The organism is Aneurinibacillus sp. Ricciae_BoGa-3 (assembly GCF_028421645.1).
Classification (GTDB): domain Bacteria; phylum Bacillota; class Bacilli; order Aneurinibacillales; family Aneurinibacillaceae; genus Aneurinibacillus_B.
This window is the reverse complement of sequence record NZ_CP116887.1, coordinates 919,404-935,690: the sequence shown is the minus strand read 5'-3', so window position 1 is coordinate 935,690 and position 16,287 is coordinate 919,404. Positions and strand designations below refer to the sequence as shown.

The following is a 16,287-nucleotide window of genomic DNA, read 5'->3' as shown; positions in this document are numbered from 1 at the left end:
CAATTCAAGCATACACAAAACCAATTCGATTGTCTATATCAAATATTCTAAAGTTTCAGTTGAAAATTTTATCTCATTCACTTTATACTTGTATTACAAATTTCTTTACCTTGTTGGTGTCCCCCTATACTATAGAAAAGGGTGAAAATATGATCTATGACTATATCATTATAGGCAGCGGAATTGTTGGCCTGTCCACCGGTTATGCTCTCAGCGAACGCTACCCGGAAGCCAGAATTCTTATTATCGAGAAGGAAAATTCGATCGCTTATCATCAGACCGGTCACAACAGCGGTGTGATCCATTCGGGTATTTACTATAAACCCGGAAGCCTAAAAGCTAAATTCTCAAAAGGCGGCGGCAACAGACTGCGAGCCTTCTGCGATCAATACGGGATTGCCTACGAAATGTGCGGAAAAGTAATCGTAGCAACGGAAGAGGAAGAACTGCCGCTGCTGCAAAATTTATATGAACGAGGCCTGCAAAACGGGCTGGGTGTAAGTTTAATCGGCTCCGAACAGTTGCGCGAAATTGAGCCGCATGCCAGCGGGCTTAAAGCTATTCATGTCAAGGAAGCAGGAATTGTTAACTATCGGCGTGTCGCTGAGCAATTTGCTGCTCTCATCCAAGAGAGGGGCGGCACCCTGCTCTTGAATACCAGGGCAGAAACCATTCGGGAAGATGCAGATGAAATGATTGTGGAATGTGATAACGGGACATTTCGCGGCCGTTTTCTTATCAACTGCGCTGGCCTGCACTGCGATCGGATTGCTGCTCTGCAGGGAATGCAAACCAATATGAAAATCGTTCCGTTCCGAGGTGAATACTACGAATTGATACCGGAAAAGCACGGATTAGTAAAAAACTTAATCTACCCGGTACCGAATCCGAACTTTCCGTTTCTGGGGGTTCACTTCACCCGGATGATCGATGGCCATGTGCATGCCGGGCCCAATGCGGTCCTGAGCCTGAAGCGGGAAGGGTACCGAAAGACAGATTTTAACTTACGGGATTTTGCCGAAGTTATGACATACCCTGCCTTCTGGAAAATAGCCGGGCAAAACATGAGTGAAGGCTGGAAGGAAATCGTACGATCTTTAAGCAAGAAAGTTTTTGTGCGGAATCTGCAGCGCCTGATCCCTGAGATGCGTGAAGACGATTTAATTCCGTCGCAAAATGGCGTACGCGCCCAGGCGCTCACAAAAGACGGAAAACTGGTGGACGATTTTCTCATTGTTTCCAATGAAAAATCCATTCATATTTTGAATGCACCGTCACCCGCAGCGACGGCTTCGATCTCCATAGGCCAGGCGATTAGCGAACAGATTCCCGGGCCTTTGCGATCTCCTATTTTTGCAACATGAAGGAATTCTAAGGAGGATATATGGAAAGAAAGGAGAAAATCTCGCAGAAGATTTCCCGAGAATTGTTGGCCCTGATCGAATCGGGCAAATATCCTCCCGGGTCAAAGCTTCCAACTGAGATGGAATTGGCCGCACAGTTCGGAGCAAGCCGGATGCCAATTCGCGAAGCGTTGAGTATGCTGCGGTCGATGGGTGTTATTTCATCCCAGCAGGGAGGCGGCAGCTATGTGGAAGAAGCTATTCCGTTCCCACTTGGGCAGCACTTCCGGATTCAGCAGGCAGATGCGGACAGCATTACCCATCTGTTTGAAATGCGAAAAATCCTTGAACCTGAGGCGGCCTATCTGGCAGCATTAAGGCGCACGCCGGAAGACCTTAAGCAAATACAGCAAGTGCTCAGGCAGTTGGAACATGACCTGGATACAGCAGACCAAACCGGCATGGAGGCCGACTACGCCTTTCACTGCTCGTTAATTAACGCCACACACAATCCCGTGATGATTCACATGCTTGAGAGTCTATCTTCGCTTTACCACAAGTCACTCTCGATTACGCTTAAGCAAAATATCGGATTGAAGCGCAAACGTCAGATAGTCTATCTGGAACACCAGGCTATCTTCGAGGCTATCGAAAATGAAGAGCCGGAACTGGCCAAAGTACAATGTTCGATTCATTTACGAAACGTGGAAAAGAAACTGGCTCTGCTTCTTAACCCGTAAAAATAATAAAAACTCGCAGGACAGGCGCCCGCGAGTTTTTATTATTGTATAGGAAAGTATATTTCGCTTTAACGCATTGAAGTGCATTGAGCAATTTTTTAAATAGGACCTCCGGTCCCGAAACACCAAGGAAAACATCGTGAGGCGCATGTCCGCACCTTTCTTCCCCCTTGTGGAGCGTGTGGAACAGAGGGCGAAAAAGACCGGCAACCTGTCTCCATCAATGAGATACCCAGATGTTGCACCTAAACGGTATAAAGGAATCTAGGGCCATCGCCTACGCTTACGCTTGTCACTGGCCGAGATTCCCTAATGCCGGTCGGTATTTCATCAGGTACCTCCCTATCTAAGAAAAAAGCGTAATAGACACGCCATCCCCATTATATAATATAGCGTGTTCAAAAACGAACTTGCCAAAACTTGGAGGTACTTATGGACTCATATCTCGTCGCCATCATTCAGGGCGTTGTTGAAGGGCTCACAGAATTTCTTCCCGTTTCTTCAACCGGCCACATGATTCTATCAGGAAGCCTGCTCCATTTTACCGGGGATAAGGCGGAGACATTTGAAATCGTCATTCAGCTTGGCGCCATCCTTGCTGTTGCCATTCTATACTGGCGGCGCGTCCTTGGGCTGCTTGGGATGAATGAAAGAAGGAGCGGGGCTCCGCAGTTAAACCTTGTCCATATCATTCTTGGCATGATGCCAGCGTCCATCATGGGGCTACTTGCACACAGCTACATTAAGAAGGCACTATTCTCACCTGAAACCGTTCTTTTAAGCCTGGTTGTAGGCGGACTTTTGATGATTTTTGCCGAAAAAAAACAGGCGCAAGTGAGAGCGGCGACGGTGGACCAGATTACCTATAAGCAGGCGTTCGGTATTGGGCTCTTTCAATGCCTTGCTCTGTGGCCCGGTTTCTCCCGGTCCGGCGCCACCATTGCCGGGGGGCTGCTGCTCGGAACCAACCATAAGGCAGCTGCCGACTTCACGTTCCTCATGGCGATTCCGATTATGATGGCGGCCAGTGCGCTTGACCTGTACAAGATGATTGGGACGCTGACAGCCGCCGATTTTAATTTCTTTGCAGTTGGCTTTGTCACCGCGTTTGCAGTTGCGATGGCTGCTGTTGTCACATTCCTAAAACTATTGGAGCGCATCAAACTCACACCATTCGCTATGTATCGTTTCATTTTAGCTGCAGCTTTTTGGGCATTCATCATCCGCTAATAACAGACGAAATAGCCCGCAAAACAGTCTGTTCAAAATAGACTGGTGCGGGCTTCTTCGATACTTAAAGGAAGCGGGCCACTTCCGAAATTCCACCCTCTACGTTGATAATCTTTTCAAATCCATTCGCGAGCAGGTACTGCTGGACATGCCAGCTTCGCACCCCGTGCGCGCACATAATGTACAGCGGACTGACTTTGTCCAGCCTATCTATGTAGTGGGGAATTTCATTCATCGGAATGTGCTTCGTGCCTTCCAGATGAACCATCTCCCATTCAAAGGGCTCCCGCACGTCTATAATGCATTCCTTATCCAATTTTCCATTCTTATATTGCTCAGCGAATTCATCAGGCGTTATTGATAAAATATCCATAGCTTTCTCCTATCTCAATATGAAACGATTATAGCCTAAATCCGGCTTAACAAATTACTCACGGCGTACCAAACGGAAAACGCGATAAGCATAAAAAAGATCCCCCGGTCCATGACGGTATATAGCGTTCTTGGTATGCGTATCCCGATCCACTTTCGGGAGGGCCACAACAAAAGCAGTCTTCCTGTTATCATATCTCCCAGCAGGTGGGAGGCCAGACCCGCTGCGGCAATAATGCCAAGTTGTGGATCCAGGCTGGCACAGACAGCATATACAATAAATGCGAACAACAAGGAATGGGTAAAAGTCCGGTGACGGAACTTTCGGCTTATTATATATGAAACAGGGTACAGCGTTCTCCCGAGAAGAGAACCAGGCTGGTCAATATCCGGCAGAAGGCCCACTATGGCTCCTGCCACAATCCCCTTCCAATCTGGCGATACCAGATAGCCGGCGACAGCACCGGCAAGCATATGTGTTTTTCCTAACAATGGTGTCGACTCCTTGCAGCTAAAATGTACATTCATTCCTATATTTTACTATGAATCAGCCGCAATGGAAACACATGTGCGCTTTATTTCTGGCCAGCCAGCGGTTTAAGAAGGGAATGAAGCTTTACAACCGATTCCATTGCGTATATTTTATCCCGTAGCCGACCTGTCTCAAACAGCATCAAACAGGGCACACTTTCCACTTTCCAGCTGCGGGCCAGCTCAGCAATATAATTCACATCGCTTTTGAATAAAGGGATATCAGGTGTGGTGGCGAGCACAATTTCCAGCATTTTTTCCGCTACTGCACAGGTTCCGCACATCGGCGTGTATAGGTAGAGCGCCCAATTTCCCTCGGGGTTATTAACTTTGGCTTCCACTTGAAAGCGGTCTAACTCTTTCATCTTCAACACCTCCTGCTCTCATCGAGCCTTATGGTCCCCACTACAAGAAAAAATACCTTCCTGTTCCAATGGACCATTAAAAAAGCCTCCTCTATTTAAAATAGAAGAAGCTTGGGTAAATTTCCACTAAATATAGGCTGGCCTTACAGATGGATCCCGATAGTTGTCTAGATTTTATTTAGAAACAATAGGAATTAAATGAATTTTTCTTCATTTTGTAATTACTTTTTTTCCATGACCGCAAAGTAATTTCCTTCATTATCAGCAAAGTTAAATACTCTTCCAGAAGGCATATTTACAAGTTCTCCGACTGTGATATTTTTGTCCGAAAAGTCTTTATATAATCTATCGAGATTTTCCGAAAAAAACAATAACGAAGGTGTATGGAGATTTAATTCAGGCTGCATTTTAGCAATAAGTTCCTTACTGTGGAGTACAATACTCGTTGCTGCTTCGTTCGTTGGAGCAATTTCAATCCATCTCATTTGCCCGTTATTTTCTTCAGCAACTAAGCTAAACCCTACTTTTTCTGTCCAAAATTTCAATGACTCATCTTGGTTATTCACATATAACATAATTTGACCGACCTTATTAATCATTTGCTTTTCTCCATTTCTATTAATTTTGGATATTTTCATTTATTGTTTAACATTCCATTTTTTTCCTTAAAATTGGCAATGTCTCAAAATCTTCTTGCTTAATTGCAAGGTCACACTTTTTTATAAGCTTTTTTAGTTCGTGTTCCATAATAATTCCCTCCCCATCACTAGTGTTGCATAAATAAATACAGAATTATCAGATTTACATCTTCCTTAGTTATAAGCCAAAAAGGTAAACACTATAGTAAAGGTCGCTCTGTCCATTTGGTATTTTTATACAGTTAAACCTTTGCAACAACGACTGCTTCATTCCTACGGAATGGTTTGATTAGAAAATCGACGAATCCAAACGGTAGATGTTTTCCATAAAGCAGCTTTGAGCCATCGACTAATCTGAAGGACATTCTTTTTGCTGTTTGTCTCAAGTTGAACCAATACATGCAAACAATATACAATGAGTGCTGAAAAAATTTGATTTTGTATGGCTTTTTTACTCATCCCATAAAATTGCTTGATCATTACGTGCTGCTTTAGCCATTTGAAAAACAATTCAATGGCCCATCTAGATCGGTAGATTTCACTGATTTCCTCAGCACTTATATCGAAACGATTCGTGATCAGGCGAAGCTGGTTTCCTTTGGTATCCACGACTTCCAAAAGTCGAAAGACGTTTTCTGTCCGATTCTGCGTCGTACCGATACACACCATTCGGTCTGATAAAACGGTACTTTCCTTCGGAAGAGAGAAGGAATAGATCTCACGGATGAAGGCATTCTTCTTGAGACGCGAGACAAAAAAGTATCCATCATCGGTCATCCGGTCAAAGCGTTCGTAATCTACATAGCCACGGTCAAACACGTACATGGCTTCTTTATCATCGACCAGCACTTCCAGCTGGCCTCGATCATGCTCCCTGGCTGTTGTAATGATCGCTTTATCCGGGTAGGCCGTCTTTTCATCCATGAAAACTAACCGAAGGTGAAGTTTCACGCCTGCCTTTGTTTTCCGGAACTTCGCCCATTTATAGTGAGTGAGGTTCAAGGGTAAGGTGCTGGAATCAATGACCTTTAATGGCATGGGCTTTACGCTTTTTTGATGGAGCACTTGGATTTTTTGCACGAGATCTAAGAACACACGGGAAAGTATGGCGGGTTCTACGCTATTATTTTTTCGGGATAACTGCGAAACACTAATCGAATCAAAACCTACGGTTTTTTGAAGGTCAGTATCGAGTAAAGCATCGCTTAAAGCGTGTAGGCTTTCCGTCTCTTGTAAGTGTGAAAAAAAGAAGAAGCTTGATATAAGATTCAGTCGTCAGTTTTTTTGTATAATAATCTTGCTTGTGGATTTCAATCTGTTCATCTAGATCTTGAAAATTTATGGGTGAAATCCATTTACCAAATGAAGAATTTCGTGTATTCTTGTCCATGGTGTTGATCCTTTATATTGGATTTGGACAGGAACCACCTGTACTTTCCATTGTAAAGGATTTTTTTATTGTCAAAAACAATAAATTTAAATATAAGGATGATTCTTAATACTAAAAAATAATTAATGCAACACTAGTGCCTCCCCATATAGAAATTAGATAAATTTTACATTATAAATATCTGTTAAACTACCCTTTAAGTTATGAGTTTTATTGCATTAACCTGCCAGTTTAGTTCAATAACAAGGACCTTATCACAAATAGTGGATAAGGCCCTCCTTTTGTTTACAGCTGATAAATATCGCTGTATTTTTCGTTAAAGTATTTAACCAAATATTTAGCCTGCAATTCTTCTCCAGTGGCTTTCACGATTAATTCGCTTGGTGTGTAGAGCATACCGTATTGATGGATATTTTGTTTCAACCATCCTCGAATGTTCGAAATCTCACCTCTTGATAGCTTTTCATTAAACCCAGGCATTTGCTCTTTAATGGTGTAATAAAGTTGAGCTGCAAAAAGGTTACCCAAAGAATAAGTTGGGAAATAGCCGAAATCTCCCCCCGCCCAGTGAATATCTTGTAACGCAGATTCTGCATCTGTTGTCGGTACAACTCCCAGGTATTCTTTCATCTTTTCGTTCCAAACTCTTGGAAGATCTTTTCCCTCAAGTGTTCCTGCCATTAATTCTTTTTCGATTTCGTATCGAATCATAATATGCAAGTTATAAGTCAGTTCATCGGCTTCGGTTCGAATGAGGGAAGGTTTTACGACATTAATTGCTCGATAAAATTCATCAAGGGAGACATCCTCCAGCTGTTGAGGAAAAACGTTTTGCAATTTAGGATACATAAAAGTCCAAAACGGACGACTACGACCTACAAAATTCTCAAGAAAGCGGGATTGCGATTCGTGAATTCCCATTGAAGCCCCACCACGAATGTTTAGCCCTTCAAAAGCCGGATTTACGCCTTGTTCATACAAGGCATGCCCTGTTTCATGAATAACGCTAAAGATTGTGGAGCGTGGGTCATCCTCATATCGGGTAGTAATACGGACATCTCTACCGTTAATCGCCGTTTCAAACGGGTGTGCACTTTCATCCAGCCGACCTGCCTCTGTGTCAAAGCAAAGTAACGGGAGTAAAGAGAGACAAAATTCTTTTTGTTTCCCATAATCAAATGCACGAGCGAAAATATCGTTCCTTGGTTTATTAGGTGCGTTATTGATTTTTTCGAGGAGTGCAATCGTTTCTTTTCGAACCTCAGAGAAAATGGTATCTAATATTTCAACGGTGTATCCAGGTTCAAATGCATCGAGCAACGCATCATACGGATGGTCTTTGTATCCGTACAGTTGGGTGAACTTCCTGTTCATCTCGATAATCTTTTGGAGCGTTGGTTCAAAAAGGGAATAATCATTTTTCCGTTTGGCTTCTGCCCAAATGTTTTGAGCGTTTGTTGTCAAAATAACGAATGCGTTGTACATTTCCGGTGGAATTTTTTTGAACCGGTCAAATGAGCGTTTTCGTACACGAACACAAGCTTTTGTGACTTCGTCGAGCCCCTCATACGTTTTAGGTTCGCTTAAAACCCGTAAGGCTTCTTCCATTTCATTTGATGTGATAAGAGCAAAAATTTCAGAAGAAAGGCTTCCGATGGCATCTGCCATCGTTTCGGAACCTTTTTTCGGAGCTTTTGTTGCTTGGTCCCAGTGGACCAGACTTAAAATATCGGAGAAGTGATTGATTTTTTGTTCCTGCTGTTTAAAAGTTGTAAGTGCTTTTTCAAGGGTTGTCATTTTTTCCTCCTTAATAAGCTGCTAGTTAACTTCCTATATGGTGTTTATTTGTGTCGATAGAAATGCTCCTCTTGTCAAATACTGTGTATAGCCTTATTCTACACCTACCGCTTTATTCCATCCTTCAATTTATTCCGTCCTTTTTACCTTTTTTGCCTATTATCCGTAAACCAAATGTGGAAATATGTGGTTAATGAAAGACCCACATCAAAAAGAGTGCTGTGAACCCCACCAGCAAACAAAAGAAGAACCACAGCTATGTGCAGCTGTGGCTCGGTGTTAAATCAATTCCCATTCCAATGCATGCTGGTAAAGTCGCTGAAGATTCTTTTTCGCAGCCTGAATGATTTGTTGGTCATTTTCTTTAAGCCCGTCGTGTAAAACAAGCAGATAGTAGTCCACCTCTGCTTTAATCGCCTCGGGATCCGGTTCTGCCGGGTTAACGGTAAGCACTCGTTTTAATACTTCTTCCGCCGCCAAGAGACCGTCTGTTCCATCCACAAAGACAATCCGGTACGTGTTTTCTTTGCTAAATATGCCTGCTGAAGGACGGTTTATAAGAACGAGGTAGCTCATATTGTAAATTTCAAGATAGGGAGCGCCCAGATCATAGGCCTCACCATCTGTAAAATAGAGGTCATCGTTTCTCACAGTATAAGTATCATCGGCAATACAAAGGGCCATGGATATGCGGTTATCAAATATCCGGTTTAACCGGCGGTAGATGGCTGCAATTTGCAGTCCGCTATTGTGTATCATGCTGTTCCCTCTCTTCTCTACTCTTTTCGCGTTTATCGCACCCATTTTTCTCTATGGCCAGTATACGCTTCGCTGTAACTCTTTAGAACTTTATATGTGCATTTAATCAAAAAGATTTTCTTTAAGTTGTTTTGTTTCCTTAATCGGGGCCGATCCAACGGCCAGTTTCGGACGCATTTCTGTATTTAATTTCTCCATAATTTCGATATAGCTTTTGCCTGACGTAATCATTCTGCGGCTTGAGTCTTCCGAGGCTTGGATAGCGGCATACAGATCATCGCATGCTTTCTGTATCTTATCGATGCCAATGGACGGCTTTTCAAGCAAATTATTAGTACGGATGGTATTTTCTTTGAGTGAGGCGGCATTGGAGAGCATAATTTCCTCGATGCCCTCATTCACCTTGTGAACCGCAGTAATCACTTTTTCCTGATGGCTTAATGCGAGTTGAATAGATGCCGTAACCGTAACCACGTTCTGCATCATTGTGATGGCGTTGAAGACCGCCTCATCCAGCTTCTCGTTGTTATCAATAATAATATCGATTGAGGCAATAGACTGCTGAAGTAGGTTAACCATCTGAGTCATATTTTTCACCCGGGTTACGACTTTCACCATCGCCTTCTCAATTAGGCCCTTGTTGTTGGTGTACGCTTCTTTCTGCTCTTCTTCTTCAAGCATTTCAAGCAGTTTCTTGCCGAAATACGTACGCTTCTCCAAATCATAAATGCGATCCATCGCGATTTTTTTAATTTGGCGAAGCTCAACAATGTCTTCTTGCAGTTGATCGCGCCCATTGAGCAAGGAATGGTTGATCTCGGTTATCTGCTTTTCGACGGTTTGGTATTTGCGCATATAATTCTGCACCCTGTTCTTGCCAAACAGGCGGGAAACAAATCCCATCCCGCTTTTATTAGGGTTGAGCTCGTCCACGCATCCGCGCAGGCGCAGCAATGTATTGGAAATTTCTTTATTCTTATCGTTCATCAGCTCATTTACAGGGCGCTTTAAAATCTCAAGGGATTTCCCAGCTTCGCGCTGCGTGTTTTCTCCAAGCGCCCCCAGCTGAACCACAATTTTCTCAACTTCCTGCTCATTCGAATCGGAAAGGCGCTGGACAACCGCCTGCGCTTCCGCTTGAATTTTTTTAATATCCTCTTCTTTAATGAGCGCAGCTTGCGTGGTCATACGATCCTCTCCTTATCATTTATCAACCGGATTATAGCGATGAGAAATAAGGGTAGCTTTGCGATCGAGCTCCAGCAGATCGTGCTGCTCAATCGTACCAAAAATCTCATTCAATTTATCGTCGATGCTGCGCAGGCTGTCTAAAATAAGCCTCCTGCTTTTGATTTTATTCTCTTCGGACAGACGAAGAAATGGTTGAATGATACTGCCTAAGTCAGAGGTAGCCAGACGTTTGACAAGGTGGTTCAATTCTATGCTGTTTGTATCCTCGACATACGGAATCAGCGTTTGAATACGCGAGATAATCGCGAGGGTACGGCTGGCGATTTCATTGTCCAGCTTCTGTGCCCCATTCTCCGTCATTACCCTTTCACGAATTTTGGCAAGAGCGAGCATAACCTGCTGAGCGTACTCGGACACAGGTTTCACTTCCCGCTGCATTCCTATATATGACCCTGAGGCAGGTGCAGGCACAAACAGCACCTCATCCCCCTGGATAAACTCCTGAACGGTTTTGGCGCGCTGGCGGGCGCGGTGAATTTTTTTATACCCCCAGGCGAATCCTGTAAAAGCGAAAGCTGGCGGTATCGCCATTGAAACAAAGTGCGGGAACACAGGAGATGTAAAAAGCGCAAGCATGTATCCAGATAAGGCGCCTGCGAATGTTTTAACCCCGATCTCCGACTTTAAAGCAGTCGATAATAAATGTCTCATAAAGCTTGTCCTCCCCTGCCGTTATACCAATGGTCGACAACCATACATGAATGGAAGATGTATATCGTGATGATAGAACAAAGTGTTATATCCTTCATGGTTTATATTTTACCATACGCCCAACTCTTCGGAAAGAAAATGCGGAGCCATGTTCTCCCCTATATTGTTTAAAAAAACCTTAATTTGTTTGTAATCTTCCAGGTGGGGTAGGGAAAACTGTAGTTATATTGTCTTCACCCATTAGCAGTCAGGTTAAACATAATATATAAGAGAGGTGGTTCCTAAATGAGCGATGAATTCATACCTTTCCGCTTGAACGATAAGGAAGTTCAAGGAAAGCCCGGGCAGACGATCCTTAATGCCGCCGAAGCCCAGGATACTTTTATCCCAAACATTTGCTATCATTCTCAGCTAGGCCCCATTCAGACATGCGATACCTGCCTTGTAGAAGTGAACGGTGAACTGGTGCGGGCCTGTGCAGCACCGCTCGAAACCGGGATGAACATATCAACCACTTCACAGATTGTTAAAGAGGCCCAGATGGAAGCCATGTCCCGCATATTAAAGAATCACGAGCTGTACTGTACAGTTTGTGATAACAATAACGGGAACTGCAAAGTCCACAACACAACTGAGATGCTTCAAATGGAGCATCAGAAGTACGAATTTGAACCCAAACCGTACGAGTCAGACTTCTCCCACCCTTTCTACCGCTATGAGCCTGACCAGTGTATTCTATGCGGCCGCTGTGTGGAAGCCTGCCAGGATCTGCAGGTAAACGAGACGCTATCGATCGACTGGAGCCGGGAGCGCCCCCGCGTTATCTGGGATCAGGACGTGCCGATCGATGAATCATCCTGCGTCTCCTGCGGCCACTGTGTTACCGTATGCCCCTGCAACGCATTGATGGAAAAATCCATGCTTGGGGAAGCCGGGTATTTGACTGGAATCGCCTCACAAGTGTTAGAGCCGATGATTGATTTAACAAAAGAAGTCGAACCGGGCTACCGCGAAATTTTTATGGTCTCTGAGATCGAAGCTGCAATGCGCCAGACGAGGATACAACGGACAAAGACCGTATGTACATACTGCGGGGTTGGCTGCAGTTTCGAAGTTTGGACAAAGGATCGCCAAATTCTAAAGATCGAACCGATGGAGGATGCGCCTGTTAACGGGATTTCAACCTGCATAAAAGGAAAGTTCGGTTGGGATTTCGTAAACAGCACCGAGCGGCTGACGAAACCGCTTATCCGCAAAGGCGATACATTTGTTGAATCAACATGGGACGAGGCGCTCGATTTAATCGCCAGCAAATTGTCTGGTATTAAAGAACAGCACGGCCCTCATTCGATCGGCTATATCGCTTCTTCTAAATGCAGCAACGAAGAAAACTACTTGTTCCAGAAATTCGCCCGGGGTGTAATGGGCAGCAACAATATCGATAACTGTTCCCGTTACTGCCAGTCTCCGGCTACTGCCGGCCTTATGCGTACGGTTGGGCTGGGCGGCGACGCCGGAACCATCCACGACATTGAAGCCTCAGACTTAGTGATCGTTATAGGCGCAAATCCGGCGGAATCGCATCCGGTACTTGCAACCCGAATTAAGCGGTCCCATAAACTAAAAGGCCATAAACTCGTGGTAGCCGACCTTCGCAAGAATGAACTGGCAGAGCGTGCAGACATGTACATCCATCCGAAACCAAGTACAGACCTAATCTGGCTGTCCGCCGTGACGAAGTACATCGTAGACCAAGGGTGGGCAGATATGGACTTTATTAACAACAGGGCCAATGGATTCGATGACTACGTTAAATCACTGGATGAGTATACACTCGAGTTCGCCGAGCAAATAACAGGCATAACAAAAGAACTGCTGATTGAGCTGGCTAACATGATTCATGAAGCAAAGTCTGTGTGTATCCTCTGGGCCATGGGCATTACCCAACATACCGGAGCGACCGACGCTAGCACCGCAATTTGTAACCTGCTGCTTGCTACCGGCAACTTTGGTCGCCCTGGTACAGGCGGTTATCCGCTTCGCGGCCACAACAATGTACAGGGCGCGTGCGATTTTGGAACGATGCCCGCTTGGTTCCCGGGCTATGAACCCGTTGCAGACGAAAAGGTTCGGGCACGCTATGAAAAAGCGTGGGGTGTAAACTTGCCGGAAGAACCTGGATACGATAACCACCAGATGGTGGAAGGCATTTACAAAGGCGACTTAAAAGCTCTTTATCTATTTGGCGAAGAAATGTCGCTTGTAGACGCCAACTCTAATTTCGTAGACGGCGCGTTTGAGAAGCTTGAATTCTTTGTTGTACAGGACATCTTCTTCTCAAAAACGGCACAGTATGCCGATGTGGTACTTCCGGCTTCACCAAGCCTTGAAAAAGATGGAACATTCACGAACACAGAACGCCGAATTCAACGTTTCCATAAAGTATTTGAGCCGCTGGGCCAGTCTAAGCCGGACTGGATGATTATCCAGGAAGTAGCAAACCGGCTCGGTGCAGGCTGGAACTATACACATCCAGGTGAAATTATGGCTGAAGCAGCAAGCCTTGCGCCGCTGTTTGCCGGTGTCAGCTATGAAAGACTGGAAGGATGGAACAGCCAGCTGTGGCCTGTAGCGCCGGATGGCACAGACACGCCCCTTCTTTATGAAGATAAATTTGCTTTTCCAGACGGCAAAGCCCGCTTCTTCCCTGTTAAGTGGACATCACCATTTAAAGCCGGCCCCACATTTGATCTGCATCTAAACAACGGGCGCCTACTCGAGCACTTCCATGAAGGCAATATGACGTACAGATCAGAGGGGATTACCCATAAGGTACCAAGTGTGTGGCTTGAAGTGTCACCTGAGCTAGCCAGGGAACGTGGTATTAAAAACGGTGCACTCGTCCGGCTCACTTCACCCTATGGTGTAGTTGAAGTCAGGGTACAGGTAACCGACAGAGTGACAGGACACGAACTTTACCTGCCAATGAATACGCGAAAGGACAACGAAGCGGTTAACAGGCTGACAAGCAGCTACCATGACATCATTACACACACGCCTAGCTATAAAGAAATGGATGTCCAGATGGAAATCCTTGAACCGGAAGGAGAGCCGCCATTACCCCGTGTGAATCATCGATTTGCCCAGCGTGAGCCGCAGATTGGCGTTCGTGTTGAGAATAAATGGGAGCGCTCGGACTTTGAACCGGTAGGCGAAACCATTAGAAAAGAGAGGGATCGCAATGGCGAGGCCGATAAGCCAAATTGAGCGAAAAATACCCACCGCAGCGGAAAAAGGGGCTGAATCGCTCCAGCAGGTATTACAGAGCATCAGTGAAAGCAGCGATGCTATTGTCCAGTTCCTCGACATTTTGAAGGAAGCAAAAAATTCAGGTGCCCTTGATATTCTGCAGGGCATTCTTAAAAACCGCCAAAGCGTGGGGAAAGTTGGATTAGAATTTGTACAAGTCGCAGGCATTCCGGTTATGGCGAAGAACGGTATTCTTGCCGCGCAGTTTCTTTCAAAGGTCGACCCGCTCCTTGTCGAACGTTTATTCAAAAGCATTCACCACGGAATGGAACAGTCTACTGAATCTAAGGGAAAGAGAACCAGCATGTGGCAACTGGCCACATCGCTGCGTGATCCGGAAATCAACGCGCTCATTACGGGAGCCCTTGAATTTATGCGGGGAATGAGCAAAGAATTTACCAAGAAAAACGAAGAAATCAAAAACGAAATGAACGACACACCGTCGCATGACAGATACTTAAAGGAGGCACCTGAATGATTCGCATCTGTGAAATCTGCGGCAATGCGGAAGAACTGGATGAAGGTCTAGAAATTCCAAAGGAGCTTTCCGCAGATAAAGTTCTCCATATTTGCAGCAACTGCCAGGAAGATCGGCAGAACACAATCCAAAATTATTTATCGTAGAAGAACTCCGCCTGGAGCTTTGTTTTGCAGGAATTGCAGAAGGGCCTGCGGCAGGTACTGGTATGAACCTCCGCAGGCCCTTGTATTTAAACCACTCAGAAATCCTATGCTGTTAGAAGAAACGCCTTTTCGGCAAAAATGTTGATGAACTCGCATTGTAAAATCTGTTTTTAATCATACATTTTGTTGTTTAACAAAGAATTTCCATATAATTTCAGATGCATCCGGACCTAATGGATCAGTAAACGAACCTTGTGCATTTCCTCCACACCATGCATGTCCCATTCCGTCGATCATCCATAATTCCATCAATGGACGACAATTTTTATCGTTATATATGTGTTGAGTAAAACTTCTTTCATTTATAATATCCGCCTTCACACCTGAGGGTACAACGCTAGCTTTGCCTATACCACCCTCAACGAGGAAATTCGTTTGTATCCACTGGATAATGACTTGCTGCCCATTAATAGGATGTACAGTGGTATCACAGACTCCCTGAAAAACAATAACAGGCATTCTTTTCTGAAAACCCGCCATTTCATCAAAGGCACTATTACCACAATCAAATGGATCAGATACCCCTTGCAGCATGATATACTTTGCAGCTTCCGCAGTTGGATCAACCGGGATAAATACGTCAGCTGCGTTATAGGCTAGTCCCGAGCAAATGCCTAATCCGCTAAATACATCGGGATAGGTAACTCCCAAAATACAAGCCATTGCGGCACCAGCTGAAAGCCCCACTGCGTACACCTTATTTAAATCAATATTAAAATTACTTTTGACCTCATCAATTATTTTATCAATTAACATAGGATGCCCCTGTCTTCGATGCTGATTGTAATCTAAAAACCAATTCCAACATCCATCAGGATTAGAATCGGCCGGATTAAAAGGATCAAAAAGGTGATTCATGGCAGGATAAAGTACAAGAAAATTTTCCCTTTCAGCTACTTCATTCATCTTCGTACCCCTGGCAAAATCATCTGGATTCTGTTTACATCCATGAAGCATAACCATTAACGATGTGCTTTTTTCTTTGTGATATCTACTTGGTACATAAAGTTTGTAGGTAAAATCCTCATATCTATAATCGATGAAACTTGCCATATTTTTACCTCCATACATAGTTTATTTGAGTACAGGTACTCATATTGCTGTGAGGGGTCTTGATGGATTATTATTGAACACGGGTATACGTTTTACTCTTTTAAACGCAAAAAGATGGTGGGATTTTCCTACTCGATATTCGAACAACATTAGAAGTGGATTTTGGGGAAGCTC

The 16,287-nt window shown here is 44.5% G+C and carries 15 protein-coding genes and 1 pseudogene; 6 read left to right on the top strand and 10 right to left on the bottom strand.

Annotated features, from left to right (window positions below):
• Positions 1-152 precede the first annotated feature (152 nt).
• The 3 genes from lhgO to bacA all read left to right on the top strand — a co-directional run bounded on the left by lhgO (position 153) and on the right by bacA (position 3,313).
• Positions 153-1,364 (top strand): L-2-hydroxyglutarate oxidase, encoded by a 1,212-nt coding sequence (lhgO, locus tag PP175_RS04785; protein ID WP_272443187.1) that lies wholly within the window; start codon positions 153-155, stop codon positions 1,362-1,364.
• Positions 1,365-1,384: 20 nt separating this feature from the next.
• Positions 1,385-2,083: a FadR/GntR family transcriptional regulator gene (locus PP175_RS04780; protein WP_272441691.1), complete on the top strand. Its 699-nt coding sequence runs from the start codon at positions 1,385-1,387 to the stop codon at positions 2,081-2,083.
• Between the two features lie 432 nt (positions 2,084-2,515).
• Positions 2,516-3,313, top strand: coding sequence for an undecaprenyl-diphosphate phosphatase (gene bacA, locus PP175_RS04775; protein WP_272441690.1), 798 nt, complete (start codon positions 2,516-2,518; stop codon positions 3,311-3,313).
• A gap of 64 nt (positions 3,314-3,377) precedes the next feature.
• Here bacA and PP175_RS04770 read toward each other — a convergent pair whose 3' ends face one another.
• The 9 genes and pseudogenes from PP175_RS04770 to PP175_RS04730 form a co-directional block, all read right to left on the bottom strand.
• Positions 3,378-3,686 carry a rhodanese-like domain-containing protein gene (locus tag PP175_RS04770; protein WP_272441689.1) on the bottom strand — a complete coding sequence of 103 codons (309 nt, stop codon included), beginning with the start codon at positions 3,684-3,686 and terminating at the stop codon, positions 3,378-3,380.
• A 35-nt stretch (positions 3,687-3,721) separates the two neighbouring features.
• Positions 3,722-4,177: a metal-dependent hydrolase gene (locus PP175_RS04765; RefSeq protein WP_272441688.1), complete on the bottom strand. Its 456-nt coding sequence runs from the start codon at positions 4,175-4,177 to the stop codon at positions 3,722-3,724.
• A gap of 83 nt (positions 4,178-4,260) precedes the next feature.
• Positions 4,261-4,581 carry a thioredoxin family protein gene (locus PP175_RS04760; protein WP_272441687.1) on the bottom strand — a complete coding sequence of 107 codons (321 nt, stop codon included), beginning with the start codon at positions 4,579-4,581 and terminating at the stop codon, positions 4,261-4,263.
• A gap of 221 nt (positions 4,582-4,802) precedes the next feature.
• Positions 4,803-5,180, bottom strand: a complete 378-nt coding sequence (locus tag PP175_RS04755) for a VOC family protein (protein ID WP_272441686.1) — start codon at positions 5,178-5,180, stop codon at positions 4,803-4,805.
• A 312-nt stretch (positions 5,181-5,492) separates the two neighbouring features.
• Positions 5,493-6,609, bottom strand: a pseudogene (locus tag PP175_RS04750) (IS4 family transposase).
• 285 nt (positions 6,610-6,894) lie between these two features.
• Entirely contained in the window at positions 6,895-8,406 is a 1,512-nt protein-coding gene (locus PP175_RS04745; RefSeq protein ID WP_272441685.1) for a carboxypeptidase M32, read from the bottom strand.
• Positions 8,407-8,685: 279 nt separating this feature from the next.
• On the bottom strand, positions 8,686-9,165 hold the full coding sequence (locus PP175_RS04740) for a hypothetical protein (protein WP_272441684.1): 480 nt from the start codon (positions 9,163-9,165) through the stop codon (positions 8,686-8,688).
• A gap of 102 nt (positions 9,166-9,267) precedes the next feature.
• A complete protein-coding gene (locus PP175_RS04735; protein WP_272441683.1) occupies positions 9,268-10,353 on the bottom strand; it encodes a toxic anion resistance protein in 1,086 nt (361 codons plus the stop codon).
• A 15-nt stretch (positions 10,354-10,368) separates the two neighbouring features.
• Complete coding sequence (locus PP175_RS04730) at positions 10,369-11,067, bottom strand: UPF0016 family protein (protein WP_272441682.1); 699 nt, start codon at positions 11,065-11,067, stop codon at positions 10,369-10,371.
• A 285-nt stretch (positions 11,068-11,352) separates the two neighbouring features.
• On the opposite strand from PP175_RS04730, the gene fdhF reads away from it, so the two are divergent.
• From fdhF to PP175_RS04715, 3 genes are read left to right on the top strand one after another with little or no spacing between them, the layout of a single operon-like run.
• On the top strand, positions 11,353-14,334 hold the full coding sequence (gene fdhF, locus PP175_RS04725; RefSeq protein WP_272441681.1) for a formate dehydrogenase subunit alpha: 2,982 nt from the start codon (positions 11,353-11,355) through the stop codon (positions 14,332-14,334).
• Positions 14,309-14,854, top strand: coding sequence for a helical membrane plugin domain-containing protein (locus PP175_RS04720; protein WP_272441680.1), 546 nt, complete (start codon positions 14,309-14,311; stop codon positions 14,852-14,854). Before fdhF ends, PP175_RS04720 begins: the two co-directional genes overlap by 26 nt.
• A complete protein-coding gene (locus PP175_RS04715; protein ID WP_272441679.1) occupies positions 14,851-15,000 on the top strand; it encodes a hypothetical protein in 150 nt (49 codons plus the stop codon). The genes PP175_RS04720 and PP175_RS04715 overlap by 4 nt, the downstream gene beginning before the upstream one ends.
• Positions 15,001-15,174: 174 nt before the next feature.
• Here the strand turns inward: PP175_RS04715 and PP175_RS04710 are convergent, their stop codons facing one another.
• Positions 15,175-16,113 carry an extracellular catalytic domain type 1 short-chain-length polyhydroxyalkanoate depolymerase gene (locus tag PP175_RS04710; protein ID WP_272441678.1) on the bottom strand — a complete coding sequence of 313 codons (939 nt, stop codon included), beginning with the start codon at positions 16,111-16,113 and terminating at the stop codon, positions 15,175-15,177.
• Between the last annotated feature and the right edge of the window lie 174 nt (positions 16,114-16,287).